25 protein-coding genes are annotated in these 25,517 nt (G+C 58.4%); 11 read left to right on the forward strand and 14 right to left on the reverse strand.

The features are described from left to right. From recN to moaC, 11 genes are all read right to left on the reverse strand, one after another. Positions 1-1,698 (reverse strand): DNA repair protein RecN, encoded by a 1,698-nt coding sequence (gene recN / locus ACWGXE_RS14300; RefSeq protein WP_447598515.1) that lies wholly within the window; start codon positions 1,696-1,698, stop codon positions 1-3. 21 nt (positions 1,699-1,719) lie between these two features. Beyond that, positions 1,720-2,016 (reverse strand): thioredoxin, encoded by a 297-nt coding sequence (gene trxA / locus ACWGXE_RS14305; protein WP_447603746.1) that lies wholly within the window; start codon positions 2,014-2,016, stop codon positions 1,720-1,722. Positions 2,017-2,161: 145 nt separating this feature from the next. After that, positions 2,162-2,731, reverse strand: a complete 570-nt coding sequence (locus ACWGXE_RS14310) for a hypothetical protein (RefSeq protein ID WP_447598516.1) — start codon at positions 2,729-2,731, stop codon at positions 2,162-2,164. A gap of 39 nt (positions 2,732-2,770) precedes the next feature. Next, positions 2,771-5,236 (reverse strand): LPS-assembly protein LptD, encoded by a 2,466-nt coding sequence (locus ACWGXE_RS14315; protein WP_447598517.1) that lies wholly within the window; start codon positions 5,234-5,236, stop codon positions 2,771-2,773. A 1-nt stretch (position 5,237) separates the two neighbouring features. Further along, positions 5,238-6,530, reverse strand: coding sequence for a bifunctional folylpolyglutamate synthase/dihydrofolate synthase (locus tag ACWGXE_RS14320; RefSeq protein WP_447598518.1), 1,293 nt, complete (start codon positions 6,528-6,530; stop codon positions 5,238-5,240). Positions 6,531-6,554: 24 nt separating this feature from the next. Beyond that, complete coding sequence (gene accD / locus ACWGXE_RS14325; protein WP_447598520.1) at positions 6,555-7,391, reverse strand: acetyl-CoA carboxylase, carboxyltransferase subunit beta; 837 nt, start codon at positions 7,389-7,391, stop codon at positions 6,555-6,557. A 7-nt stretch (positions 7,392-7,398) separates the two neighbouring features. After that, positions 7,399-8,190: a 3',5'-cyclic-nucleotide phosphodiesterase gene (locus ACWGXE_RS14330; protein ID WP_447598522.1), complete on the reverse strand. Its 792-nt coding sequence runs from the start codon at positions 8,188-8,190 to the stop codon at positions 7,399-7,401. Positions 8,191-8,369: 179 nt separating this feature from the next. After that, complete coding sequence (locus tag ACWGXE_RS14335; RefSeq protein ID WP_447598524.1) at positions 8,370-9,077, reverse strand: HoxN/HupN/NixA family nickel/cobalt transporter; 708 nt, start codon at positions 9,075-9,077, stop codon at positions 8,370-8,372. A 53-nt stretch (positions 9,078-9,130) separates the two neighbouring features. Next, the gene (gene moaA, locus ACWGXE_RS14340; RefSeq protein WP_447598526.1) at positions 9,131-10,183 is read right to left on the reverse strand and encodes a GTP 3',8-cyclase MoaA; all 1,053 of its coding nucleotides are present in this window, start codon (positions 10,181-10,183) and stop codon (positions 9,131-9,133) included. Then, entirely contained in the window at positions 10,180-10,875 is a 696-nt protein-coding gene (locus ACWGXE_RS14345) for a molybdenum cofactor biosynthesis protein (protein WP_447598528.1), read from the reverse strand. The genes moaA and ACWGXE_RS14345 overlap by 4 nt, the downstream gene beginning before the upstream one ends. Positions 10,876-10,899: 24 nt before the next feature. Next, positions 10,900-11,406: a cyclic pyranopterin monophosphate synthase MoaC gene (gene moaC / locus ACWGXE_RS14350; protein WP_447598530.1), complete on the reverse strand. Its 507-nt coding sequence runs from the start codon at positions 11,404-11,406 to the stop codon at positions 10,900-10,902. Between the two features lie 122 nt (positions 11,407-11,528). Here moaC and folB point away from each other — a divergent pair, with 122 nt between their 5' ends. The 5 genes from folB to ACWGXE_RS14375 all read left to right on the forward strand — a co-directional run bounded on the left by folB (position 11,529) and on the right by ACWGXE_RS14375 (position 16,472). Continuing rightward, on the forward strand, positions 11,529-12,464 hold the full coding sequence (gene folB / locus ACWGXE_RS14355) for a dihydroneopterin aldolase (RefSeq protein ID WP_447598532.1): 936 nt from the start codon (positions 11,529-11,531) through the stop codon (positions 12,462-12,464). Beyond that, complete coding sequence (locus ACWGXE_RS14360; protein WP_447598534.1) at positions 12,461-13,309, forward strand: PHP domain-containing protein; 849 nt, start codon at positions 12,461-12,463, stop codon at positions 13,307-13,309. Before folB ends, ACWGXE_RS14360 begins: the two co-directional genes overlap by 4 nt. 190 nt (positions 13,310-13,499) lie before the next feature. Continuing rightward, on the forward strand, positions 13,500-14,903 hold the full coding sequence (locus ACWGXE_RS14365) for a serine/threonine-protein kinase (protein WP_447598536.1): 1,404 nt from the start codon (positions 13,500-13,502) through the stop codon (positions 14,901-14,903). A 7-nt stretch (positions 14,904-14,910) separates the two neighbouring features. Continuing rightward, the gene (locus ACWGXE_RS14370; protein WP_447598538.1) at positions 14,911-15,726 is read left to right on the forward strand and encodes a PP2C family protein-serine/threonine phosphatase; all 816 of its coding nucleotides are present in this window, start codon (positions 14,911-14,913) and stop codon (positions 15,724-15,726) included. Between the two features lie 29 nt (positions 15,727-15,755). After that, on the forward strand, positions 15,756-16,472 hold the full coding sequence (locus ACWGXE_RS14375; RefSeq protein ID WP_447598540.1) for an FHA domain-containing protein: 717 nt from the start codon (positions 15,756-15,758) through the stop codon (positions 16,470-16,472). A 5-nt stretch (positions 16,473-16,477) separates the two neighbouring features. Here the strand turns inward: ACWGXE_RS14375 and ACWGXE_RS14380 are convergent, their stop codons facing one another. From ACWGXE_RS14380 to ACWGXE_RS14390, 3 genes are all read right to left on the reverse strand, one after another. Beyond that, the gene (locus ACWGXE_RS14380; RefSeq protein ID WP_447598542.1) at positions 16,478-17,083 is read right to left on the reverse strand and encodes a cysteine rich repeat-containing protein; all 606 of its coding nucleotides are present in this window, start codon (positions 17,081-17,083) and stop codon (positions 16,478-16,480) included. Between the two features lie 178 nt (positions 17,084-17,261). Continuing rightward, positions 17,262-18,275 (reverse strand): hypothetical protein, encoded by a 1,014-nt coding sequence (locus ACWGXE_RS14385; RefSeq protein ID WP_447598544.1) that lies wholly within the window; start codon positions 18,273-18,275, stop codon positions 17,262-17,264. A 126-nt stretch (positions 18,276-18,401) separates the two neighbouring features. Further along, positions 18,402-18,815, reverse strand: a complete 414-nt coding sequence (locus ACWGXE_RS14390; protein WP_447598546.1) for a secondary thiamine-phosphate synthase enzyme YjbQ — start codon at positions 18,813-18,815, stop codon at positions 18,402-18,404. Between the two features lie 184 nt (positions 18,816-18,999). Between ACWGXE_RS14390 and ACWGXE_RS14395 the strand changes: the two genes are divergently transcribed. The 6 genes from ACWGXE_RS14395 to ACWGXE_RS14420 all read left to right on the forward strand — a co-directional run bounded on the left by ACWGXE_RS14395 (position 19,000) and on the right by ACWGXE_RS14420 (position 25,505). Further along, positions 19,000-20,772: an adenosylcobalamin-dependent ribonucleoside-diphosphate reductase gene (locus ACWGXE_RS14395; RefSeq protein ID WP_447598548.1), complete on the forward strand. Its 1,773-nt coding sequence runs from the start codon at positions 19,000-19,002 to the stop codon at positions 20,770-20,772. A gap of 103 nt (positions 20,773-20,875) precedes the next feature. After that, a complete protein-coding gene (locus ACWGXE_RS14400) occupies positions 20,876-21,547 on the forward strand; it encodes a hypothetical protein (protein ID WP_447598550.1) in 672 nt (223 codons plus the stop codon). A 137-nt stretch (positions 21,548-21,684) separates the two neighbouring features. Continuing rightward, complete coding sequence (locus tag ACWGXE_RS14405; RefSeq protein ID WP_447598552.1) at positions 21,685-22,383, forward strand: HAD family hydrolase; 699 nt, start codon at positions 21,685-21,687, stop codon at positions 22,381-22,383. 16 nt (positions 22,384-22,399) lie between these two features. Next, the gene (locus ACWGXE_RS14410) at positions 22,400-23,335 is read left to right on the forward strand and encodes a cobalamin-binding protein (protein WP_447598553.1); all 936 of its coding nucleotides are present in this window, start codon (positions 22,400-22,402) and stop codon (positions 23,333-23,335) included. Continuing rightward, on the forward strand, positions 23,332-24,207 hold the full coding sequence (hpnD, locus tag ACWGXE_RS14415) for a presqualene diphosphate synthase HpnD (RefSeq protein WP_447598555.1): 876 nt from the start codon (positions 23,332-23,334) through the stop codon (positions 24,205-24,207). The genes ACWGXE_RS14410 and hpnD overlap by 4 nt, the downstream gene beginning before the upstream one ends. Next, a complete protein-coding gene (locus tag ACWGXE_RS14420; protein ID WP_447598556.1) occupies positions 24,171-25,505 on the forward strand; it encodes a hydroxysqualene dehydroxylase in 1,335 nt (444 codons plus the stop codon). The genes hpnD and ACWGXE_RS14420 overlap by 37 nt, the downstream gene beginning before the upstream one ends. The last annotated feature ends 12 nt before the right edge of the window (positions 25,506-25,517 follow it).

The raw sequence follows: 25,517 nt of genomic DNA on the forward strand, positions 1-25,517 counted from the left end.
TCAGCGGCCTTCGTCCTGATTCCGCTTTCGTACCGTCCCCATCATCTCTGCCGCAGCGGCGCGGACATTCTTCGTGACAGTGATCCCGCCGACCATCCTGGCGATTTCGGCCTCGCGTTCGGCGCCTTTCAGCTCCCGCACTCGCGTCAGCGTCCGAGCCTCCCTCACTGTCTTCTCAATCAAGCAATGCCGGTGAGCTTGGGCAGCAACCTGCGGCCAATGGGTCACGCATAAGACTTGGTGATGACTGGCAAGCCCGCGCAAGCGGCGTCCCATGAGCTCCGCGACGGCTCCTCCGACTCCGGCATCGATCTCATCAAATATGAGAACCGGCACGCGGTCTATTCCCGCCAGGATGGTTTTCAGCGCCAACATCACACGGGACAATTCGCCACCCGAGACGACACGAGCCATCGGCCGTAGCGGTTCTCCGGGATTCGCCGATAACAGCAACTGAACATGATCCTGGCCGCTTGGTCCCCTCTGTCCATCCGCAGTTTGTTCAACGAGGACCTCAAACCTGGTACGCTCCATTTTGAGCGCCGCCAGCTCACCGGCTACTTTCCGCTGAAGATCTCGCGCAACTCGCCTCCGCTCTTGCGACAGCTGCGCGGCCAGTGCTTGCTCACGACGCTCGGCTTGATCGGCAGCCCGGGCTCGTTCCGCTAGCCGCTCCTCCGCCGCATCGAGACCTGCCACGTCCCTCCGGAGTGATTCCGCCTGTTCCAAGAGCATCGCCAACGAACCGCCGTATTTCCTCTTCAATCGTTCCAGAACATCAAGCCGGCGTTCAACATGAGCCAACCGTTCAGGGTCATCTTCAAGGCGCCCCTCATAGTCACGCACCTGACCGGCGAGTTCCCGTAACTGAACCGTGGCGTCCTCGAGAAACGGCATCCATTCCTCCGGTACGGCGTCCAGAAGACTCAACTCGACCAGATGTTTCTTCACCTCCCCCAACGCCTTCAGTATGCCGTCCTCATCACCGTAGAGCCGCTCGTAGACGTCCGCCGCCAATTGGCGCAAGCGCTGAGTGTTCGCCAACCTTCGACGTTCGGTCTCCAACGCTTCGTCTTCCCCCGGTGCCGGATTCGCCTCGTAAATTTCCCCGACTTGATACCGGAGATAATCTTCACGCCGCCGTTGTTCACTGATCTCACGCTGAAGTTCCGCAAGCGATCGCCGATGACCCATCCATATCTCATAGGCAGCCTCATGCTCAGCCCGCAGATCCCGGAGTTGGCCGAACGCATCGAGCGTATCCAACTGCACGCCGGGGGCGAGGAGCGACTGCTGATCATGCTGCCCATGAATGTCCACGAGCGTCCCGCCCAGCCTTTCCAGGAGATGAACAGAAACCGGGTTGGCGTTCAAATAGTTTCGATTTCGGCCGGATGCCGCGACAACACGATGAATGGTCAGATCAGATGAGCCGGAATCGACATAATCGTCCCGTCTCAGCTCTTCCAGCAGCCGATCGTCCGAAGCGAGAGAAAAAACCGCCTCAATATGGGCTTCCTGCGCACCCGCGCGGATTTGATCGGCAGACGCACGGGCGCCGAGCAACAGAGCCAGTGCATCGATCAATAGAGACTTGCCGGCACCGGTCTCGCCGGTCAGGACGGTAAAACCCGGATGAAATTCAAGGGCGAGCTGGTCGATAACCCCGAAGTTCGAAATACGCAGCTCGGTCAGCATTGCTGCTGCAGGGGAACTTTGCTAAGCGGTGCCGGAATGCTGAGCTAACAGGGAATCGATGATTTCCTTGAACTGGCGCTTCGGTCGCGCTCCGACCAGGCGCTCGACCGCTTGCCCGCCTTTAAAAAAGAGGATCGTGGGGATGCTCATGACCTGGTAGCGACCGGCAATCTCAGGATTTTCGTCCGTGTTGAGTTTGCACACTTTCAGTTTCCCCGCATACTCTCCCGCCAGCTCGTCGATAATCGGCGCCACCATCTGGCACGGCCCGCACCATACCGCCCAAAAATCAACCAACACAAGTTCCGGCGCCTTCATCACATCGGTATCCCACGTCGCCTCGCTGACTTTTTGTGCCTCTCCTCCCACGGACAACCCTCCTTCCGGCTTTCAACTTTCAACCACTAGTCAAATGAACTCGTGCATCCTATACTACGCTTCTTTCGAGTGTCAATTCATCAGCCTACCATCGCCATTCCGGCGGCACACCGAACCACCAATCGAGCGGCCTGGCCTCCCGCCAGGCCGCTTGTTGCTTCCACAATTCCAGCACAAGAGAACCATCCAATCTTTTCGCCATGGCAGCCGCAATGTCGGCTTGTCGTTGCAATGCCTGTTGGACGACTTCTTTTGCGATGCGTGCCAAGACATCGGGCGGGTCCGTTAAATCCTCAACCCGTCCGGAGGCGAGATTGAGATAGACCAACTCAACCGTCACCCATTGATCGGTCTGCGCCAAATGATTCAAATACTGGTCCAGTGCGAGGTATACATACGTGAGGTACACATAGGCGGCCGCGGAAGGACGGATGCGAATCTCTTCCTGGCAGGCATCGATCGCCCGTCGATAATCGGCGGCTTGAAGAAATATTTTTGCCCGCTGAAGCTGAGACAGCGGTTCCTCCGCCTTGGCCGAAGCAGTCCCGTCCAACGCCCACCATACCAAACAGAGGACAAATAAGATCGCCCGAACACCCGGCGCACGATGAAGCCGTTGAAGGGCAGGCTCGTACTGTCCGTAATCTTCTTCCATAGCATCCGTCGCGTCAGGACATCTCTTCCTGTAACTCTCTCAGCGAAGGCTCGGCATCGCCGGCATCGGCAATGTGGTTTCGGCGCGGCCGTACGGTCCCCCCGGCGCAGCCCACGGCAATCCCCGATCCCCGACCAGAAGAGGACCTAACACCGTCCTTAAGACCGTGGTACCGAAATTCTCCGTCCATCCGACGCCCGTCATGCTGAACATGAAATTGTACTGAGCTCGATCGGGAAACTGAAGATAATAAAGTCCAAGAGACCAACATTTACAAGGGTTCTGATACAGTCCGACTACATCATATTCGGGACTCCTGCCGTTCTTGACATCGTAATAACCTTTCGCACCCACTGTCCATCCCCAAGGCGTCCGGAAACCGCCGCCGGCCGTGACAAACTCCACTTCCGCGGTCGGGGCGAAGACTTCATTAAAGGATATGGGATTCCAGATATCACCCCGCCGGACTCGATTGCCGTCCCGCGAATATCGCTGTCCGACCTCCACATACCAATAGTTCGACTGTTGCACACGGAAGTCCGTGTTCCACTGGCTGAATGTGCCGCGATACGGATCAAAGAATGCATCGACAATAAGATACTGGTTTCTCGGCGGAAGCAGTTGCCCTCCCATGGGCGACTGGGTAAAACTGGTCGTGAGACTCGGCGGACGGAAAAACTCAGGCGCGGTGTTTCCTACGACCGCGCGCAGCCAAAAATCGGAAAATCTTCTTCCTTGAATATCGACGGTCGCCGGCTGCAGCGGTTGCGTTACAGTGCCCAAAAACGGCTCGACACCGGGGTTAAAGTCCCTCGCCTTGGTCTGCACGCCGCCGACGTGATAGCTTTGGGCCAGTGTCAGATCCAGCCAATTGAACGATTTGCCGTCCACTTTTTGTTCCAGTAGCCGGCTGCGAACCGCGTAGGTCAGCAGGTTCTTCTTCGGCAGGTCGTCCACCTGATCAATCTGTGCAATTTGGGATTGATTGGAAGCCGGAACATACTCGTACATCATGCTTGGTTCGATGGTATGCAAGAACATGCCGCCGCCCTGCCCCTGACCGAATCGGCGACTGAGCTTGGATGTCGCCTCCAAAGCGGCCCAGAATGTCTCGCGACGGACCGTCTCGGTGGTCTGCGCGCCTCGCGTGTAATATACCTCACGCGCCTTGAAGTGCGGGGCAATGCCGACGACATGGCCAATATCCATAATATCGGTGGTCAAGCCCGGCACAAGATCCATGCGATTGAGGGTAAACCCCTGGTCGCGATAAAAATTGACGATATTCCCGTCAAAATTCACGAGAAACGGTAGGCTGGTCGGAGCGGTATTGGGCAGGACGTACCCGATTTCCGGCAGTCGTTGGAACGTGTCCGGACCGCCTGAATTGAGCGGTTGCAGGTACTGGGCAAGCATATAGGCGTTGCCGTATGGCAGTTTCTGTGTGCCAAGTAGACTCGATTCACCGCTTGGGGCCGCCCGTTGCGCGCCGGAATTACTCAGTTGCTGGAGGTATTCCCGATCCGTCACCAACGAAGCCTGGCCTTGGACCAGAAGCGTCGGTGTCACCTGTTGGATATGGGTGCCGCTAATCAGCGCCCGCGTGCGCCTGGCGTCCGAGGCGTTCTGATCCACGCCGGAGACATTCGGCAGTTCCGTCTGTTGGAGGGCGCTGACAAACCAACGACCTCTCGATCTGCGATCAAGGAAATATCGATATTCAAAATCGCTGCCGGAGCCAAGTTTGGAATAATAGAACGGTGCGATGGTCAGATCCTGGCTCGGATTAATAGCCCAGAAGTATCCCTGCTGATAACGCAGGCCGAAGCGATTGTCGTATCCGGGCGTCGGAATAAGAAATCCGCTTCGCCTGGTGGTCAACGGATATGTGAGAGTGGGAATCGGAATGACCCGCTGATCGTTCACACAGAGCCAACCGCCCTTCATGGCGACGCTTTCTCCCGTATTCACGTCGAGATCATCGAACTGAAACCGCCATGCCGGAATCTCTCCATCCTTGGCATCGCAATTGGTAAACGTGCCGTCTTTGATCCGATAGTGATCTTCCGAAAACCGTTGCAAAAGCCTGCCCGTCAAGTATGAATTGCTCGGTCTCACATATAAAGATCCGTTGGTCAGAATCCCCGCTTCGGTATTGACGTTGAGTTCAAGCCGTTCGGCGGAGGCGTCCGCGGTCGGATCTCCGAGCCGGGCATGTCCCACCGCGATCAGCAGGCCGGTCAAGGGGCGGATGGTCACATGGTCCGCCGTCAGGCGTATGGCGCCTTGAGTGACCACCACGGACCCCTCCGCTTCGTACACCTCCAGGTCCTGGAGGTAATCGATACGGTCGGCAGTAATATTTAGCGGTTGGCTCGTGCCCGGCTTGGCCGTGACGCTGGTTTGAGCCCGAATGTCGCCTTTCCACCAGAAAAGCGAAACTGCGAGACAGGCGACGAACGCGATGAAGAGAGAAGCGAGGCAGGAACGGAGGCGTTGCTGCATCTTATCCACGGACGGGCGAAAGGGTCCACCCGCGGAGTAATGCCTTCATATCACCCACCAGCATGAGCGATCCGGCGACACAAATAAGGTCGGCCGGCGTCACGAGACGACGCGCAAGGGATAAAGCTTCGCCGGGAGTCGCAGCCGTATGCATTGACGGCATGAGATCGGCCAGGCTTTCGCGAAGTTCCAGACAAGACGCCGCCCGTGGGATCGCGGCTTGCGTCACAATCAATTCGTCGATCGTCGATAAGAGCATTTGCACAAATGCACGATGAGCCTTGTCACGCATCATGCCGAGAATCAGCGCGACGCGACTTCCCGGATGTGAGGCGCGAAAATCGGCAAGAAAAGCTGCCAGCACGCTCGCTGCCGCAGGATTATGGGCCCCGTCCAAGACCACGGTGGGATTCCGATCCACCGTGTCGAGACGCCCTTCCCATTGAGTCGCGGCAAGGCCGCTTTTCATCGCCTGGTGGGGCACCCGCAATCCCGACCGTTCAGCCACCTCCATCAGCGCAAGCGCGCACGCGGCATTATCGAGTTGATGCCGACCAACCAGCCGACACGGCAAACCGCTATGGGTGACGCCGAGCCCTGCATACTCGAAGGAGGCCGAGTCGCCTCGTACATCGAAATCGATTCCCAGTTGATAGAGAGGCGCGCCCTGCGCTTCTGCAACTTCTCGAATCATCCTCCCCGCCTGTTGATCCAGTCGTCCGAGAATGACCGGAATCCCAGGTTTGATGATGCCCGCCTTCTCATAAGCAATTCGTTCGGTCGTATCCCCCAGATAATCTTCATGATCCAGCGAGATGGTCGTGATGGCCGCCGCAACCGGTTGCACGACATTGGTGGCGTCGAAGCGGCCGCCCATGCCGACCTCGAGCACGGCCACATCCACCTGCGCCTCGGCAAAATATTGGAATGCCAAGGCGGTCGTGAACTCGAAGAAGGTCAAGGAAGAGTCCGGGCCCTCCGATTCCTTGATGCGCGAGACCAGTTCGCCGACGCGGCGCTCCGGAATCATCGCGCCGTTTACCCGGATTCGTTCACGAAAATCCACCAAATGCGGCGAGGTGTACAGGCCGACGCGGTAGTCGGACGCCATCAACATCGAAGCCGCCATCGCCGCCGTGGACCCTTTTCCGTTCGTCCCGCCGATGTGAATCGCGCGATATCGCCGTTCCGGATGATCGAGCCTCGACAGGATCGCCCGTGTGCCGGCCAACCCCAACTTGATTCCGTGTTTTTGAAGGCCGTACAGATACTCGACAGCAGACGAATAGATCATTACGAGGTCCGAGGAAGGATGCCTTCAGAAGTGACTGACCAGCGTGCTGACCGCTTCTTTGAGATGCTTCCGCTCGACGATCATATCCACCATGCCGTGTTCCAGGAGAAACTCCGCCCGCTGGAACTGGTCCGGCAACTGCTGCTTGATAGTTTGCTCGATGACACGGGGGCCGGCGAAGCCGATCAGCGCTTTGGGTTCGGCGATAATAACATCTCCCAACATGGCGACACTAGCCGTCACGCCGCCGAACGTAGGATCCGCCAGGATGGAGATAAACGGCAATTTGGCTTCTCCAAGCTTCGCAATGGCCGCCGAGGTCTTCGCCATCTGCATCAACGACAGAATTCCCTCCTGCATGCGGGCTCCGCCGGACGCCGTGACAAGAATCAACGGCAACCGTCCGGCCAGCGCCCGGTCGACCGCGCGGCAGATTTTCTCTCCGACGACCGAGCCCATGCTGCCGCCCATAAAACTGAAATCAAACACGCACAGCGCGGCTTTGCGCCCGTTGATCTGTCCCTCGCCGATGACCATGGCGTCCTTGCGGCCGGTCTTGTCCTGCTGCGACTTGATCCGTTCCCGATACGAACGAGTGTCTTGAAAATGCAGCGGGTCCTGCGGTTCGAGATCGGCATCCCACTCTCTAAACGTGCCGAGATCGATCAGCAGATTGATGCGTTCGATCACCGAAATAGGAAAATGGTATTCGCATTTCGGACAGACCTTGTTATTCCGCTCCACCTCTTTGCGGTACACGATCTCGCGGCAGTGATTGCATTTGAGCCACATGCCCTCCGCGCCCTTGTTGCGTTTCGGCCCCTCGGCCTCCGGTGCCTTACTTTTCTTGAACCATGCCATACATCACCTACGTCAGAAAAAGCTCTTGTCCTTCCTCCAACACCGACAGCCGGGGCATATCAAGGCGGCGCAACTCTTCTCTGATACGGCCTTCGAATCGGGGTTTCATATGATATACATACACCGGCACCTCCGGCCGACCAAGCTTGTGAAGTTCCTTCGCTAAAAGGGCCGGCGTCAAATGTTTGCTTGCCCGAGCCAAGTCCAGCATGTCGTCCGGGAAAGAAGTTTCGACGAAAACGGCGGCAAGCGACGGTATTCGGGCCGCGGCGTCCCAGATCGCGTCGGTCACATACGTATCGCCACTGAAGAGCACCGCCCGCCCGCCGTCGATGATCAGGTACCCCATCGTTGGAACCAGGTGATTCACCGGAATCGGCGTGACATGCAGCCCGGCCACCATAGTCTCCCGTCCCGCATGAAGAGGCACAGCGCGAAGGACCGGGGTCCGCTCGTCGGGAATCCTGAAGAAATCCGGATACACCTCTCCATTGAAGATATGCGATTCGAGTCCTTTGAGCACCTCGGGGCTCGCGGCGACCTTAACCGGCTCCTCGATATCTCCGGTCAAATTGTCGGCGAGTGTCGGAAGATCTCGGATATGATCGAAATGAAGATGCGTCAAGAGTACCGCTTGGACCCGTCGCTGCTCATGTAGGTAGAGACGCGAGCCGACGGTCCCTGCATCCAGCAACACGGTGTCATTCAATAGAAATCCACACGTGCCGCACTGCACGGGACCTGCGGCCCCCCCCACCAATTGATCCGAGCCATGACAACCCAGCACACGAATCTTCACGCTCTTGCCTCGAAGTCAACATGCATGCTGGCCCACATGCCGCACGGTTCAAGCGACTGGGAGGATAACACACCCGCCAGAGCCGCGCACGCGGAATTGAGACTTGACCCGCGCATAGGATGACAAGGAGGCGGCACACTTCAATGTTCGAACCTGCAGGAGATTGACATCTCGATCGGTCAGAAACCAGATTCACCGAGGCTGAGACGCCACATCAGCAGCAGGCCGAGGCCGATGCTGCCCAGGCTGGCCAGGCCCTGAACCGCAATGAAGGCGCCGCGCCCAATCGAGAGCGACAACACAAATGGAAGGCTGATCGCCGTGCCGACGGCCATCATGCCGATGATGGAGCCGATACCGAAGATAAGGATATACCCGATTCCTTGAAACACTGTGCCGGCCGCCGAAACGACGATCAGCAACAACGCGGCCGACCCCGCCAACCCATGCGCCATGCCGATGAAGAGGGGCCGTCGCGCTTCTTGAATCCAATGGGCATGCGCATGGTCTTCCCGGAGCGCATGCCGGTGAAGATGCAAGTGGCGCCGGCCGCCATGTTCGTGCGGATGGACATGCCATTCTTCCCGGTACAGGCGGCGGGCCAAGCTGAGGCCGAGAACAACCAACATGAGCCCCACACAAAACTCAAACGCCACCGCCAGCGATTCCGGAATGGTGACCCGCAACGCCAGTACGCAAATACCCACGAGCAACAGCATCAGCGTATGGCCGAGTCCCCAGAATAACCCCACCACCCCGGACGCCCGTAAGCTGGGGCGTTCGGCGAGCACCGTGGAAACGGCGGCGATATGATCGGCATCCAGCGCATGCCGGAGACCCAACACGAAGCCCAGACCCATGATTGTGAGCCCATGCGAATCGACCATATGACCTCCGGAGTCAACTGGTGGGGACCCGTATCGGACGCGGCCCGCGTCCGTCATCCCCCGCGGGCGTGCATTTCGAGGTGGGGATCTTCTCGCAACTTGCCGATTTCGATCAGACGCTGCTCCCGCAAACCCAACGGTTCCAGGGCCTTCCGCTCTTCCGCGCCGCGATTGGTGCGGCCTCGCCAGGTGGAAGTGATTTGTGCTGCTATGGCTTCACGAGAAAGTCCCGATCGGAGGGGCGCTCTTAGATCGATGCCCTCCTTCGCGTAGAGACAGAGATACCACATCCCGTCCGCAGTCAGCCGGCTTCGGTCGCAGGTTCTGCAAAACGGCGTGGTAGTGGACGGAATAATCCCGAACAGGGTTCCATCAGGCAAGACGAACCGCTGAGCCGGCGCGGTGCTGTCCTCGATGACCGGTTCCACCCCGCCATAGTGTCGGCCCAATCGCTCCAGCATATCGGCCCTCGAAAGAACTTGGTTCATGGACCAGTCGGTGGCGCCGCCCACGTCCATATACTCGATAAACCGCACTTCCGCCTTGACCGTCTTACCGTACTCGATCATGTCTATCAGTTCGTCGTCGTTATACCCCTTGATGACCACCGTATCGAACTTCAATGAGGAGAATCCCGCCTGCACCACCGCCTTGATCCCGTCAAACACCCGATGGTGCAGATCCCGTTTTGTCAGAGCGCGAAACCGATCGGCCCGGAGCGTATCCAGACTCACCGTCACACGGTGGAGACCGGCGTAATACAGGTCGGCCGCCTGCTCCGCCATCAGTACGCCGTTCGTGGTCAGAGCAATATCGGTAATGCGGCGATTCTGCGTCAACATCCTGACAAACCGGGCAAGGTCCCGCCGCAATAACGGCTCTCCTCCGGTCAGCCGAACCTTATCAACCCCTACATCGGTGAAGATCTCCGTCATCTGAGCCATTTCTTCAAGAGTGAGGATCGTTTCGCGCGGCAGCCAGGCGTAATCCTCCTCAGGCATGCAATACTTGCAGCGCAGGTTGCATCGGTCGGTCACGGATAGGCGCAGGCTTTGGAGCGGCCGTCCGAAGGTGTCGTTCACCGACATGGGATTGTCGCGGCTCATGGATGTTCTTCGACCCACACGTCGCCTTCCGGCGTCTGTTCGCGTTTCCAGATCGGCGTGATCTGCTTCAGTTCATCGATGGCCCATTTGCAGGCTTGAAACGCCTGCGCGCGATGTTCCGCCCCGACCACGACCAGCACGATGTTCTCGCCGATCCCGATATCGCCGTATCGATGAAGCAACAGTACTTCGATGACGTCAAAATCCTTGAGCGCCCGCTCTCGTATCTCGCGCAGCTTCTTCTGAGCCATACCCTCGTAATGTTCAAAGGTGAGGCTCTCGACGTCGCGGCCTTTGGAGCGATCCCGAGCCGTCCCTAAAAATACGGCGATGCCGCCGATCCGCTTGGATCGTCGCCGGACGCGGTCGATCTCCGCATCGATGGAAAAGTTCTCCCGCTGCACGCGCACCAAGTTGTCGTCTATCTCACCCATGGTGGTTCCCCCTGCGAAGGGCGGGAGCAGCGCCACTTCATCCCCTTCTTTGATTTCAAGCTCCTCGTGGGCGATTTCCTGGTTGACCGAGACCAGAATTTTTTTCTTCCGAATGAGTTCTCCGATCTCTGGATACCGGCCATTCAACAGGCCGACGAGATCGCGGACTAGCCGCGTGCTGGCGAGATCGACCGACAGAGAGCCTTGATTCCCCGCCAATGATTTCGTCATGCCGAATAGGCGCACCGTGATCATCATGTCTTGGGACTCATTTCCAATTCCTCATTCCTCATTTCTCATTTCCCTAATATACGTGCCCGATTTGCCTCCTGATTTGGAGAGCAGACATACGTCGCTGAAGCTCATCCCGCGATCGATAGCTTTACACATGTCATAGATGGTCAAGGCGGCGACCGACACGGCCGTCATGGCTTCCATTTCGACGCCGGTAGGGCCCGTGGTCTTCGCGGTGGCGGTAATCAGGATCGAGCAACGCCCTTCCGGATTCGGCAGAGCTTGTTCTTTAAAGCCGATATCGACGCTGGTCAAGGCTACGGGATGACACATGGGAACGAGGTCCGGAGTCTTCTTGGCCCCCATGATACCGGCTACCTGGGCGACAGCCAACACATCTCCCTTGGCAATCTTTCCACGCTGAATTTTCTCGAGCGTCTCCGGCTCCAGCCATACCGTGGCCTGCGCGCTGGCAATCCGTTCGGTCGATGCCTTTCCTCCGACATCAACCATCCGGGCGCGGCCCGCATCGTTAAAGTGCGTGAACTCGCCCATTTCCCTTTGAGAATCAGTTGCTTGATCGGGTCAAGTGACCGAATTATAGGGGCCGCCCGAAAGGTGAGTCAAGCCGGCCGCTTTCTTGACAGTGCGAAATCCAATCCACGACAATGCCGGGCATGGTCAGCCAGATCATCATCGAGCGGCTTGAATGTGAGGGGTACTGCGGGGTGGAACGGGCCGAACGCGAACGCCCGCAGAAACTCGCGATCGATTTGGACTTGGAATTTCCCACCGGTCAAGCTGCGGACACCGATACCCTGGCGCAAACCGTGGACTATGCCGCTGTGGCGGAACGAGTTGCGGCGCTTGTCTCTCGACAACACTGCCGGCTGCTGGAAAGCCTGGCTGAGCATATCATAACCATGCTGTTTGAGGATTTTCCGATTGAACGGGTGCGGATTTGGCTGAGGAAGCTTCATGCGCCACTGTCGACCATCGCCGGATCGGTCGGCGTACGGATCGAGAAGGCGCGACCCGTAAGGCCGCGCGTTGTCGCCGAGCCGGAACCGGCGCCCTTTCTGGTGCAGCAGGCCCATCGATTGACGAAAGGCAAGGCGCTTGATTTAGCGGCGGGAACGGGCCGGAACAGCGTGTATCTGCTCCAGCACGGGATGGAAGTCGAGGCCCTCGATCGGGACGAGACGGCACTGAGGATTTTACGGTCGAACGCGCAGGCAGGCGGTCTCTCCCACCTTACTACCAGAGTGCTTGATCTTGAACAGCATCCCGAGAACCCGCCTGAGCTTGGCTGTGAGCAGTATGAGCTCATTATCGTGTTCTTCTATCTGTTTCGGCCGCTCTTTGCGCCGTTAATGCAGGCCTTGAAAGGAGGAGGGATGCTCGTGTACGAAACGTTCCTCATCGATAACTATTTTCGCCACCATCATCCGCGACGCTGGGAATTCTGTCTCGCACATAACGAGTTGCTGCGCTTGACCTCTTCGCTGCGTGTCCTCCATTATGACGAGGGGGAGCATCACGGTAGCAGTGGAACCGGTACCGCTTTCACCGCCCGGTTGGTCGCCCAAAAACCCGTCTCTTCCAAACTATGAGCCGCATTGACCTTCATCTTCACACGACCCATTCGGATGGAAGCTTTTCTCCCTCGGACGTGCTCGCCTTTGCGAAAACAGCGGGAGTGAGCGCACTGGCCATCACGGATCATGACATCGTGGCAGGAATTCCTGAGGCCATGGAGATGGGAGACCGCCTCGGCATTGAAATCATCCCCGGCGTCGAGATCAGTTCCCGCTACGGCGACAGCGAGTTGCATATCCTTGGTTATTGTTTTGATTGGCGGCAGCCCCAGTTGAACGAACGCATGAAGACACTGCGAGAAAGCCGTCACGACCGCAATCCTCGGATCATTCAACGGTTGAACGAACTCGGCCTCCCCGTGACCTACGAGGAAGTGCGGGACTTGGCCGGCACCGAATCCGTCGGCCGGCCTCATATTGCGCGCGTCCTCATGAACAAGAAACTCGTGAATTCGGCGAAGGAAGCCTTCGATCGATATCTGGCCGAAGGACGCCCCGCGTTCGTGCCTCGTCAACTGCCGGACCCGACCGAAGCGGTCACCTGGATTCGCGAGGCTGGTGGAGTCGCCGTGCTGGCCCATCCGACTTGGGTTAAAGAAACGCCCGAAGGGCTGAGTCGCCTTGTCGAGGAACTCAAAGAGGCGGGCCTGGGCGGCATTGAGGTTCACTACAGCACCCATAACGCCAAGCAGACGGGACAATATTTGAACCTGGCCAAGCGCCTCGATCTGCTTATCACCGGGGGGAGCGATTTCCACGGTGTGACCAAACCCGACATTTTCGTGGGAACCGGTCGCGGCGATCTCAAAGTATCCGACAAGCTTTTGGAGCCGCTCAAGAAAGCCGCATCACTGCACTGAGCGACCGCTCAGGTGTTCATTCCGTCCGAAGCGACCCGCGCTCTTCATTCATCCCTTGCCTGCGGGTCAAGAACTCTACTCTCCATCACTCTGATAACCGGAAATCGTGTATCAGCCCCTGTAAATTTCAGCGATTCGTTGACTCCTGCTTGTCTTCCGCTACACTGGGGCATACATCTGAATCCCACACATGGTTACTCCTTGGGGCTGGATCGGCCCATACATCGCCGTCATCGTTCTCATCATTCTGGTCAGTCCTCTTCTTGCCGCCCTTCCCATCTTTACGCGCATTTCTTTGCCTCCACTTGGAATCAACATGGCCCAAGCGCTGCGTCTGTTTGCGGACGGCGTTTGTCTGCTGATGATCTGGCTTGCGGCTCGCCGGGCGTATGGCGAGCTCGAGGAAACCGGAAAGGGCGAGACATTCGTCAGGTCGGTTCTCTATCCCGCGGCATGCTTCCTCATTATCATCGCAGGTCATAAGGCTTACGAAGTCCACGGCGTGCCCATTCTCGGCCATCCGACGCAGCCCTTCTACAGTTGGTTCTTCAGCGCGGCATTAATCGGCTCCGCAGCCTGGTTGACTGTCGCCTGGCTGCGCCACGCGGACGCACTGACTCGCAGCTTGGCTGCCACCGTTCCACGCCGGCGAGTCGCAGTTCAGAAGACAGGCGCGCTGGAAACAGAGGATGCTGACGCTTCCATGGCGGTATCGCCGCCTTCGGCCGCCGATCGAACCGTGTTTCTCCGAAATGGGCACGCGGCTCCGGAAGCGCTGGGACGCTACAAGATCGTGAAGGAAGTGGGTCGTGGTGCGATGGGGGTCGTGTACCTGGGCAAAGATCCCACCATTCAGCGTTTTGTCGCCATCAAAACCATGCGGCTCGACGAGCTGGACAACATGGACGAAGTCAAACAGTTCCGCGAACGCTTCTTCCGAGAGGCCGAATCGACGGGGCGGCTCTCGCATCCCAATATCGTGACTGTGTACGACGCGGGAGAACAAGAGGGCCTGGCCTTCATCGCGATGGAGTATCTGGAGGGGATGACGCTCAATACCTACTGCCAGAAGACCGTGCTTCTGCCAGCCAAACAAGCGCTCCAGATCATTGGGACCGTCGCGGATGCGCTGGATTATGCGCACAGCCAGGGCGTGATTCACCGGGACATCAAACCGGCCAACATCATGATCATGAAGAACCGCATCGTGAAAGTCATGGACTTCGGCATCGCCAAGCTGGCCAGCTCATCTAAAACCCAGGCCAGTATAATTCTTGGAACACCGCGCTACATGTCGCCGGAGCAGGCCATCGGGAAGAGCGTCGACGGACGATCCGACGTCTTTTCCCTCGGGATCGTCTTATTCGAACTCCTCACGGGGGAAAAACCGTTCGATGCGGAAAATATGCCGGCTCTTGTCATGCGCATCATGAAGGCGCCTCATCCTCCGTTGAATAAATATCGGCGAGACCTTCCGACCCGCGTTCAGACCATTCTTGATCGCGCTCTCCAGAAGGAAATCGCCAGTCGATACCGCCATGCTGCGGACATGGCGCAAGACCTGCGCGAACTGGCCCAAGTCATGCCGAAGTAAACTCTCGATGAACTTCCTCACCATGCAATATGGCGCGACTTCGGACACCGGCCTGAAACGCCGCCATAACGAAGACCGCTTTTATGCGGACCCCGCACTCGGGCTGTATCTAGTGTGCGATGGGATGGGAGGCCATCGAGCCGGTGAAATCGCCAGCGCCAAAGCGGTCGAGACCATTCGCGACCATATTGCCGCTGCCGCCCTGCATGCGGACTATCCGCTGGTCGGTGTCTACCGGCCGGAATTTTCCGGGCCCACCAACCGCTTGGCCAGCGCCGTTCGCGCGGCGAATCTCGCGATCTATCAGGAATCCCTGCGCCAGCCTTGCTATGCGGGAATGGGAACGACGGCGGCCTCGATGCTGATATCCGGCCACGTCGCCTCGGTCGCCCACGTCGGAGACAGCCGCGTGTACCTGATCCGGGACGGCACCGTTCAAGCGCTGACATGTGATCATTCGCTAATCTCCGATCAGGTCCGCGTCGGCCTTCTGAATGAAGAAGAGGCTCACCATGCCTCTCATAGACATGTCTTGACCAGAGCCGTCGGGGTGGCCGCTACCGTAGATGTCGAATTGGCGGAAGTGCCACTACTGAGCGGAGATCTTCTGCTTCTCTGTACGGATGGCCTCAGCGGCGTGACGCCTGCCCAGATTCTGCGGGTCACCCGGACTTGTTCCGACCCTCAGACTCTGTCGGATCAACTCATTGCTCTATCCAATGCAGCGGGGGGAGACGATAACATCACGGCGGTGGTGGTCGCGGTCATCAAATCAAAGGCCGGCGTCTGGGCCCGTGTGCAGAGCCATCTATTCAACACCTGAATACCGCCGCAAGCTAGAGGAGGCCAATCATGCCGCATCCCGGCGCCATATTTCCGCGGCTAATTGTAAAATCGCCCCAAGGCATGACGAAGGAGATCGAGATCGGCAAACCATTCTTCACGATAGGGCGAAAACCCGACAATGATCTATGCCTGGAAGATCCGGCCGTATCCGGACACCATGCCAGAATCGTCAAGATCCAGGAAGTGTTGTTTTTTGAGGACTTGGCCAGCACCAACGGTACACTCATCAATGAGCGCAAGGTGGACAGGAAGCAACTTCAGGACGCCGACATCATCAAGATCGGACTCTATCGGATCATCTATCGTCACGACATCGTGTCTACAGGACTTCCCCTCCCCTCATCTGCGGCATCCGGGACGGATAAGACGGTCGTATTTACCGGATCCCTGGAGCCCGACCGATTGCAGGCATCCCAATCTGTCGCAGTCGTTCGGGTCTTGTCAGGGAAAACCGATCATCCGGAATATCAATTGAGCAAGCAGCTTTCGGTAATCGGTTCGCAAGAGAACGCGGCGATCCGGCTCACCGGATGGTTCGCGCCGAAGACCGCGGCGATCATCGGACGGCGGGCAAACGGGTACATTCTTACCATGGCGGAAGGCGGCAAACAGGTCTACGTCAATGAACAACCGGTGAAGGGGCAGGCATCATTGGCGGACGGAGACGTGATCGAGGTCGCCGGCGTCAAACTGCATCTCTCCCTGAGGGAGGCGGCGGTCTAAAGTGCTTATTGCATCAGACGCCCTCGTTTTGGCAACGTCCTGAAACAGGGATCCGATACGTCCTGCGCATGGGCTTCGAGACATTGCAAGGTCGCTCCTCGTCCCAATCCCGGATCCGAACAGAATCGCCGCACATCGATCTCGCAGGCCGTCCTGATGTGTTGCAGGCTTATTTTCATGCGCGCCAAATGCTCGCGTGCCCGCTGCCGGCACGGAGCGGACAGTTGCCGCAATTTCCCCTGCATGCATTGACGGCGCTTTTCGAACGATCCTTCGGGGCAAGCCGATTCAATTTCCGCTTCGCATCTGATTTCAATATTCAGCGGTACCGCTGCAGCGGAATTGGGAGCCCGCTCGGCGGGAGGAGGTGCCGGAAGAGGATCAGGAGGCGGTAATGCGGTGAGGGAGGACTCTTCAGAAATCGAGGATGCCATCGAGATAGACGGAGCAGGATCCGGTCTACTGGTCCGGCTCGGCAAGGTTTGCGCCAAACCGATCGACTCATCCCCGTCGTGAGGCAGCAGGAAAATCACCGCCGCCCACACGCCCCCGAGGACAAAGACACTCAAGATACCGACGAAGAGAACAGCCGCAATACGTGGTAGCCGCAACGACGAAATCCTTTTGCCGTTATTCGCATGAATGATTTCAGAAAGAATACGGCAACCTCGAAAAAAAATCGAGGTTGCTCGCGAATTTCGCACTGCGGCATTCAAGAGGATATGGACTGGGAAGCGCCCATCAGGAGCAAGATCATCCGGGTCCAGTAGCCGCCCTGTTGAAGGCGGGTTAGTTGTCCGGAGTCTCGACGATATGATTCTCGAAGCGGGTACAGCCTTCAGCCAACAGGCGGTTCGTCACCATCTCGCCGGGCCATTCGATCGGCAAATCGGCCGTAAAGACCCAGACATCCGGCGAGGTCCAGACCGGACCATGATCTTCTGGCAGTTCGGGATCAAACAGATCCGTCCAGACCGGCATATAGACCCCGTTGCCGCATTGCGTATGAAGATGCACGATCGTCTTGGCGCGCACCAGCGGTTCCAGATCACGCCACACCGCCGCCGTCTCATCGGCCAACCGGTGCAGTCGCACGGCATTCTGCGCGTCGAACAACGCGTAGGAGGCATAGACCGGCGCTTCCAACATGTCGGGGGCGAGCGCCAATTCCGAGCACTGTTCGACGAGTCCTTCCAGAAGAGCGCGGCGATGGGCGTCATCCATCGACTCAGGCAGGGCCGGGTCTGGGATCCCGATCAACTGGAACAACAGGAACGCCGTATTCTCGACGGGAGTATAGAGCCGCGCCGCAATCGGTGGAGTGCGCTGATGATCGGCCACGCTCGTGAGATGTTCATTCAAGGCCTGAAGCGTCAGGACTTCCAACGTGGCATCGGTCAACAAGCGTGGTTCAACCCGCACCACCGTACCAGCCGGCACTTGCAAGTGCCGATGGAGGAGATCCGCGGTCGCTATCGGATCGATCTTCAGACCCAGTGGATGCGTCAAATTGGCCTGAAGCGGAAGCTCGAGCGCCGCCATGACAGCGTACACCGGTTTTTCGTCCACCGGTCCGTCCATCATGACCGAACAGGCGGCCTCCGCCACCAGATCGAACAGCCATTCCGCCATTTCTTCATCGAGCGCGGCCAGCACCGTGAGGAGGTCTTGTTCCCGCCCTTGCTCGATGAAGGCTTGCAACGTATCAATGGCGGCGTCGGTATCGCCATGATCATGCCGGCGCGCGTTAATCAGATGAATGAGATCGCGGGTCAGTGGGTCAGGCCGCGTCCAAGTTAACATCGAGGTCCTCCTGAATGGGCAACGCGAACGTCTCCGCCCTGCGCACGCCGCTCATCTTCATGTTGCCAAAGTTTCCAGACACTGGCAAGCAGCAACGTGCTTGCGGGTATGCTCCGTGAACTCTCATCACTCTCCGATAATTTTAACCAACACTCGCTTGCGGCGCCGGCCGTCGAACTCCGCGTAGAAAATCTGCTCCCACGGTCCGAAATCCAGCTTGCCGTCGGTGATCGCCACGAGAACTTCGCGGCCCATGAGCTGCCGCTTGATATGCGCGTCGCCGTTGTCTTCCCCCGTGTCGTTATGCCGGTAGGTCGCGTTCTGGGGAACGAGCTTCTCTAAAAATTCATCGTAATCGCTCAGCAATCCCGGCTCATCGTCATTGATATACACACTGGCCGTGATGTGCATGGCATTGACCAGCGCGAATCCGTCACGGATCCGGCTTTTTTGAACGGCGGCCTGGACCTGCGGAGTGATATTGATATACGCGCGTCTGGTGGCTGTCTCAAACCACAATTCTTCCCGATAGGATTTCATGACACCGTCCGCGCTTTCGCACAGCGATTCTGCATCGAGCTTGTTCGAAGATGCAAGCCCCTGAAGATTCTTCTTTCACAAAGACGCTCCCAGCCATACGCTGGGAACAACAACGTTCCGTAGTTGCGGCGCGCTCCATCCCATATAATCAACCGGTATAATGTATCGACGAGAAGAGATATCGATGCGGAGCAACTTTTCCACGAAACGGAGGCGGACGCGTACCGGCAGGGCCGGCCGGCTTTCGCAACATGCGCACATCATTTTGCGGCGCCGCTATCTCGCCAAGGATGCCCGCGGAATGGTGACTGAGACGCCGGATCTGATGTTCCGCCGGGTCGCCGCGAATATCGCCGCGGCGGAAGGCCTCTATCCGGTTTCCTCCCGTCTCGCCGATGCGGAAGAGCGTTTTCACGAGCTGATGAGCCGACTCGAATTCCTGCCGAATTCTCCCACCCTCATGAATGCGGGGCGAGGATCGCAGCAACTCTCGGCCTGCTTCGTCTTGCCGGTGGAGGATTCGCTGGAATCCATTTTTGACGCCATCAAGCAGCAGGCGCTGATCCACCAGTCCGGAGGCGGGACCGGTTTCTCATTCAGCCGCCTGCGCCCCATGAACGATCGGGTCGCCTCTACGAACGGGGTCGCATCGGGGCCCGTCTCCTTCATGCGGATCTTTAACAGCTCCACCGACGTCATCAAGCAGGGTGGAGCGCGGCGCGGCGCCAACATGGGCATTCTCTCTGTCGATCATCCGGACATTCTGGACTTTGTGGCGCTCAAGCAGGACCCACGCGCAATGACCAATTTCAACCTGTCCGTGGCCGTCACCGATTCCTTCATGAAGGCAGCGGAGCAAGACCGGCCGTACGGGCTCGTAAACCCGCGCACGGGCCGCACCGTGCGGCGTGAATCGGCTCAGCGCGTATTCGATCGCATCGTGCACGCAGCCTGGAATACCGGCGAACCCGGGCTGTTGTTTGTCGATACCATCAATCGGGCGAATCCGACACCGGAATTAGGCGCGATTGAGGCCACCAATCCGTGCGGCGAGCAACCGCTGTTACCGTACGAATCCTGCACGCTGGGATCACTGAATCTTGCCCGTTTCGTCACGGGTTTGCCGGGGTCCGCCTCCATCGACTATGCCGCGCTGTCGAATGCCATCATCGTAGCCGTGCGTTTTCTCGATAACGTCATCGACATGAATCGATATCCGCTGCCGGCCATTGAGGCGCGCACAAAGTCCACGCGAAAAATCGGCTTGGGGCTTATGGGCTTCGCCGACCTGTTGATCCGTCTGGACATTCCCTATGAGTCCGATGAAGCGATCAAGACAGGAGAACAGATCATGCGCCTTGTGCAAGAACAAGGTCATGCGGCTTCGCGCGAATTGGGAACGATCCGCGGTGTGTTTCCCGCCTTCGACGGGAGCCGCCTGGCCACCCAAGGCCTGCCGCGGCGCCATGCCACTGTGACCACGATCGCCCCGACCGGCACGATCAGTATTATCGCGGACTGCTCCCCAGGAATCGAACCACTCTATGGAGTCGCCTTCGCCCGCACCGTCATGGATAATGTGCGGCTCGTCTCGGTTCATCCCGAATTCGAGCAGCGCATTCGAAAGGCCGGCCTGTATTCCAAGAAGCTCTTGCAGGAAATCCAGGCCCATGAATCGATCCAGCATCTCACGCGCATCCCTGGTGAGATTCGGCGCCTCTTCCTTACCGCTCATGACATTTCGGTCGAGCATCACGTGCGCATGCAAGCCGCGTTTCAAACATATAGCGACAGCGGCGTGTCCAAAACGATCAATCTTCCCCATTCGGCGACCAAGGCCGATGTTGCTTCAGCCTTTCTGTCGGCCTACCGGCTGGGCTGCAAAGGGTTGACGGTATTCCGATCAGGCAGCCGCAACGCGCAAGTGTTCTCATGCGCCCGCATGCAAAGTTGCTGAACTTCGACCAGCCGGTATTCCGGTTAGAAAAATTGACAGCGTTGGGCCTTAGTGCTAAGTACTGTTTGACAGCGGCGGCCAACCTCGGACAGGAGGTTTCTCGATGTTCACCCCCATAGGAATTCCAGCCTTCGCCGGCATTTCCCTGAATTGGACGCTCTTTTTTGCACGCCAGCCGGAACCGGATTTGGAGTTTACCGAGGAAGACTTGGCCGACGCGGCGCCTCACCCGTCTTCTTCGATGAAGTCTCCCAAACCATCAAACAAGCGTCCCATCCTCTGGCTGCTCCTGCTGGCGGTTTTGGGAGGCGTCGCATACATCGCGATGGATCCAGACATGATTATGCGGGTTCTGGAACCTTATCTGGGAGAGAGCGAACCGAGCTCCGTATCGACCGTACCGCCGCCCCAAGCGAAGCAATCTCCGGCGGTCTCCCCTGCTCCGCCGCTGAAAAATGAACCGCCTGCCCCGCCTGCCGCCCAGCCGCCGTCGATGACGCAAACAGTTCCAAAGGGAGCTTCCCCCGCTGTCCCCGGACCATTGTTTGCGGAAGGACAAAAGGTTTCTGTCGTGCCCGATCCTGCGAGACCCAATGGGCCGGTCCTCTTGTTCGCCGATGCCGCCGGAACCAAGCCGGGTCCGACCGTTGCAGCCGGTTCGGCTCTGACCGTGCTGGATGGAGATCTGCAAGGCGCAAATTGGGTCTATGCAGTCGTCACGGAAGATGGACGGAAAGGATGGGTGGCGGAGAAACACCTGAAGTTCAGGCGATAGACCGCACGCTGCGCAGATGACCGCCGGCGGCGTCAGTCTTGTCCCATTCTGCCTGACTCGAAGTCCACTTCCTCTGTGCTATAATCCGCCCGCGCGGTGGCCCTCCCGCCGAGAACCTGTTTCATCCGGCACAACCCATGATCATAAACGATCTCCAGGCCATTATTTTTGATTTCGACGGCGTCATCGCCGACACGGAACCGCTGCACTACGCGGCGCTGCGCCAGGTATTGCTGGCCGAATTCGGAATCATCCTGACGATGACTGAATATTATACCGACTATCTCGGATATGATGACCGCGGTTGCTTCACGGCTGCATTGACCGCCCATCAACGTCCCATCACATCCGATCTGATCAGTGAGCTAGTCCGGAAAAAAGGTCTGGCCTATTTGGCAGCATTGAAAACGGATTTGAAATTCTTTCCCGGCGTCGGAAACCTGGTGCAGGAAGCAGCGCGGAATTATCCGTTGGCTATCGCATCCGGGGCGCTGCGACACGAAATTGAATTGATTCTGGAACAGGGCGGTCTACGCAAAGCATTCTCCCATATCACCAGCGCCGAAGATGTGTCACAGGGAAAACCGTCGCCGGAACCGTTCCTGCGAGCGATGGAGGGGCTGAACGCCATGGCGCCGCTTCCTTCCCTCAGTCCCGCCGGTTGTCTCGTCATTGAAGATTCGCTTCCGGGCATCCGGGGAGCTCGAGCGGCGGGCATGAAGGTCCTTGCCGTGGCCAATACGCATACCATGCAGGATCTCCATGAAGCCGATGCCGTGGTTTCCTCGCTGGAGCAGGTCAGAATATCGGCATTGGTGTCGGACCTATGGACATAACGGCGGCTCGCATCCGATGAGAATCTGCTCGCTGCTTCCCGGGGCGACCGAAGTGGTGGCCGTTCTCGGTCTCGCAGACCAACTGGTCGGCATCAGCCATGAATGCGACTATCCTCCGGGGCTCTCTGCTCCCGTCATTGTTGAACCGGTGCTTCCGGCCGAAGGCCTGTCCAGCGCGGAAATCGACCGCCGGGTTCAAAGCGCCTCGGCGGAACATCAGCCTCTCTATCGACTGTCGGCGTCGTTGCTCGCCGCCGCCCGTCCGGATCTGATTATCGTGCAGGATCTCTGCGATGTCTGCGCCATTACACCCGCGCAGTTCGATCAGCTCCTCTTGGCGCTGACACCCAAACCGCGCCTTCTAAAACTGCACCCTCGCACGCTGAACGATACGTTTGCCGACATAGTGCGAATCGGATCGGCAGTCGGAAAAGAAACGGAAGCCCGGCGTCTGAACGATGCCTTGCAACAAATCGTCGCCGGCATAAGACATCGAATCGGCTCGATCCGCGCCCGCCCGCGGGTGGCGTGTGTGGAATGGCTTTCGCCGCTCTATATCGCCGGCCATTGGGTGCCCGATATGGTGGATCTCGCCGGTGGAGTTGCCGTTCTCACTGGAAGCGGGGCGCCGTCTCGGCGTATCACCTGGGATGAGCTCAAGTCCTCCCTACCGGACGTCATTGTGATCATGCCGTGCGGATTCACCAAGGACCGCGCCGCCAGGGAGTTCAAGGGCATGATCGGCGAGCCCGAATGGCAGGAATTGCCCGCCATTCAAGCAGGACGAGTTCATGTTGTGGATGCGCTTTCGTATTTCAGCCGCCCGGGGCCGCGCCTCGCCAACGGGATTGCACAACTTGCGGCGCTGCTCCACCCCGCTCTCTGGCCACGGGATGCCATGCGTGACATGTGGCCTTCGTGGATCTCCGACTCAAATCCTGTGCGACCATGATGACCGTCGCAGAAGCCCAACAATACTGCACCGACCTGACCAAGAAGAGCGGGAGTAATTTTTACTACTCATTTCTGTTCCTTCCTCGCGCCAAGCGTGAAGCCATGTATACCGTGTATGCGTTTTGCAAAGAAGTCGACAACGCCGTCGATGAACCGCCGCCCGGAACGGATCCTCGGCAGCAATTGGACATGTGGCGGGAGGAATTATCCGCCGCCTACCGCGGCAAACCCTCTCTTCCCGTCACCCAAAGCCTGGCCGAGCATGTCCGGCGCCTGTCAATTCCGCAGACCTACTTCGAAGAGTTGATCAAAGGTGTGGAGATGGACCTCACCACCACCCGATACGCCACCTTCGACGCCCTCTCACTGTACTGTTATCGTGTCGCCTCAGTGGTGGGCCTGATTTGCCTGCATATCTTCGGCACGACATCGCCGCGCGCACAGGATTATGCGGTCAGTCTCGGGATGGCGTTTCAACTCACGAATATTCTGCGGGACGTTGGGACCGACGCCGCAAACGGGCGGATCTACGTGCCCCAGGAAGACCTGAAACATTTCAATTATTCGGAACAGGATCTCCTCAGAAAAACGTATAATCTCCCGTTCACCGACCTCATGCGATTCGAAGCGCAGAGAGCCCGGGAGCATTACGCCAAGGCGGAGCGGGCCCTCCATGCCTTGCCGTTGACAGAACGGCGCTCATTGACCGTCGCGGAAATCATGCGGGGGGTCTACAGTCGCATCCTCCAGCGAATCCAAGCCTCAGAATTCCGCGTGTTTGATCAGCGGGTCACCCTCTCGACACGGCACCGGTTGGCCGTCGCGGCGGCGGTATGGCTGCGCTCGCGGTGGCTCCCGCTTTCTCCATGAGCCGCACGGTTGCCGTTATCGGCGGCGGGGTCGCCGGCCTTACCGCCGCGCTTGGTCTGGCGTCGCGAGGCTATGATGTGACGGTCCTTGACGAAGCGGATCGGCTGGGAGGCCGTCTGACCACCGACCCGGTCCTCTTGTTATTCGGTTGTCACACGGCTACATGGGCCCTGCTCGAGCAATTGCACTCGGTTCCTCTGCTTCGGCCCCTCAAGCACACGCCGCTGGAATTTCTTCAGCCCAACGGCAGTCGCATCCAGTATTCGCCTCTTCCGCTTCCGACCCCATTGAATACGTTGATCGGGACCACGCTGTTCCAAGGACTCTCCATGCGGGACCGATGGCACCTGCTGGCATTCCTCGAGCGGACATGGGAACGGGATCCCCCGATGCCCGATGATCTGGAGATGCAGGCAGCCGAGCCATGGTTAGCCGGCATCGGCCAGTCGGAGACCGCTCGACACAGCGTCTGGAACCCGCTCAGCCGGCTGATGCTGGGCGGCGACCTGGAGAACGTCTCAGCCTCCCTGTTTATGCGCACGCTGCGGCGCTATTTTTTTACCGGCGCGCGAGCAAGCAAGATCATCGTGCCGTCGATCGACGTATCCCGGCTCCTTGTCGCGCCGCTCATCGAACGATTGACCGAGCACGGGGTATCCATGCGACTCTCCACTGCGGTCACCGGGCTGCGATTCTCGCATGATCGCGTGACGGCGGCCGAATTCGGAAACCGAGACATCTTTGCGGCCGACAGTTATGTCATAGCACTGCCTTTTCCACGTCTTCGTCGGCTCTTGCCTGAACGGATCATGACGCACTATGCCTATTTTCAACAACTCGGCCGGCTGCGGAGTTCCTGTATGGTGACGGTTCATCTGCAAGTCGCCTATTGCACGGCACGCTCCAGCGTCATTCTCCTACCCCAGGGATCGTTTCATTGGTGCATCGCACGGCCGGTGGTTGAAGGGAGTGAAGACGCAACCGACCTATATCTAGTCGCAACCGGGAACACCGGTCTTTTTTCATCATCGGACGCCGCGGTGCTGGAGATCGCGCGGGCCGACATGGCGGCCGCATGTCCGCCGCTGAGTACTCCGTCATTGACTCGTCATGCAATCACGCGGGACTCCGAAACCCTCCTATCCCTCAAGCCGGGAACCCAACAGTATCGCCCCTTGCAGCGAAGTCCCTTTCCGAATTTATTCCTCGCGGGAGATTGGACCGATACGGGCTGGCCGGCCAATCTTGAAAGCGCCATCGAAAGCGGAAATCGCTGCGTGGCGGCCATTGCGATGTAATGGCCCATCGGC

Source organism: Nitrospira sp. Nam80, assembly GCF_965152575.1.

Bases quoted from the DNA above. Each gene is read 5' to 3' on its own strand.
- recN (WP_447598515.1), bottom strand. From the start codon at position 1,698: ATGCTGACCGAGCTGCGTATTTCGAACTTCGGGGTTATCGACCAGCTC.
- trxA (WP_447603746.1), bottom strand. From the start codon at position 2,016: ATGAAGGCGCCGGAACTTGTGTTGGTTGATTTTTGGGCGGTATGGTGC.
- ACWGXE_RS14310 (WP_447598516.1), bottom strand. From the start codon at position 2,731: ATGGAAGAAGATTACGGACAGTACGAGCCTGCCCTTCAACGGCTTCAT.
- ACWGXE_RS14315 (WP_447598517.1), bottom strand. From the start codon at position 5,236: ATGCAGCAACGCCTCCGTTCCTGCCTCGCTTCTCTCTTCATCGCGTTC.
- ACWGXE_RS14320 (WP_447598518.1), bottom strand. From the start codon at position 6,530: ATGATCTATTCGTCTGCTGTCGAGTATCTGTACGGCCTTCAAAAACAC.
- accD (WP_447598520.1), bottom strand. From the start codon at position 7,391: ATGGCATGGTTCAAGAAAAGTAAGGCACCGGAGGCCGAGGGGCCGAAA.
- ACWGXE_RS14335 (WP_447598524.1), bottom strand. From the start codon at position 9,077: ATGGTCGATTCGCATGGGCTCACAATCATGGGTCTGGGCTTCGTGTTG.
- moaA (WP_447598526.1), bottom strand. From the start codon at position 10,183: ATGAGCCGCGACAATCCCATGTCGGTGAACGACACCTTCGGACGGCCG.
- ACWGXE_RS14345 (WP_447598528.1), bottom strand. From the start codon at position 10,875: ATGATGATCACGGTGCGCCTATTCGGCATGACGAAATCATTGGCGGGG.
- moaC (WP_447598530.1), bottom strand. From the start codon at position 11,406: ATGGGCGAGTTCACGCACTTTAACGATGCGGGCCGCGCCCGGATGGTT.
- folB (WP_447598532.1), top strand. From the start codon at position 11,529: ATGGTCAGCCAGATCATCATCGAGCGGCTTGAATGTGAGGGGTACTGC.
- ACWGXE_RS14360 (WP_447598534.1), top strand. From the start codon at position 12,461: ATGAGCCGCATTGACCTTCATCTTCACACGACCCATTCGGATGGAAGC.
- ACWGXE_RS14365 (WP_447598536.1), top strand. From the start codon at position 13,500: ATGGTTACTCCTTGGGGCTGGATCGGCCCATACATCGCCGTCATCGTT.
- ACWGXE_RS14370 (WP_447598538.1), top strand. From the start codon at position 14,911: ATGAACTTCCTCACCATGCAATATGGCGCGACTTCGGACACCGGCCTG.
- ACWGXE_RS14375 (WP_447598540.1), top strand. From the start codon at position 15,756: ATGCCGCATCCCGGCGCCATATTTCCGCGGCTAATTGTAAAATCGCCC.
- ACWGXE_RS14385 (WP_447598544.1), bottom strand. From the start codon at position 18,275: ATGTTAACTTGGACGCGGCCTGACCCACTGACCCGCGATCTCATTCAT.
- ACWGXE_RS14390 (WP_447598546.1), bottom strand. From the start codon at position 18,815: ATGAAATCCTATCGGGAAGAATTGTGGTTTGAGACAGCCACCAGACGC.
- ACWGXE_RS14395 (WP_447598548.1), top strand. From the start codon at position 19,000: ATGCGGAGCAACTTTTCCACGAAACGGAGGCGGACGCGTACCGGCAGG.
- ACWGXE_RS14400 (WP_447598550.1), top strand. From the start codon at position 20,876: ATGTTCACCCCCATAGGAATTCCAGCCTTCGCCGGCATTTCCCTGAAT.
- ACWGXE_RS14405 (WP_447598552.1), top strand. From the start codon at position 21,685: ATGATCATAAACGATCTCCAGGCCATTATTTTTGATTTCGACGGCGTC.
- ACWGXE_RS14410 (WP_447598553.1), top strand. From the start codon at position 22,400: ATGAGAATCTGCTCGCTGCTTCCCGGGGCGACCGAAGTGGTGGCCGTT.
- hpnD (WP_447598555.1), top strand. From the start codon at position 23,332: ATGATGACCGTCGCAGAAGCCCAACAATACTGCACCGACCTGACCAAG.
- ACWGXE_RS14420 (WP_447598556.1), top strand. From the start codon at position 24,171: ATGGCTGCGCTCGCGGTGGCTCCCGCTTTCTCCATGAGCCGCACGGTT.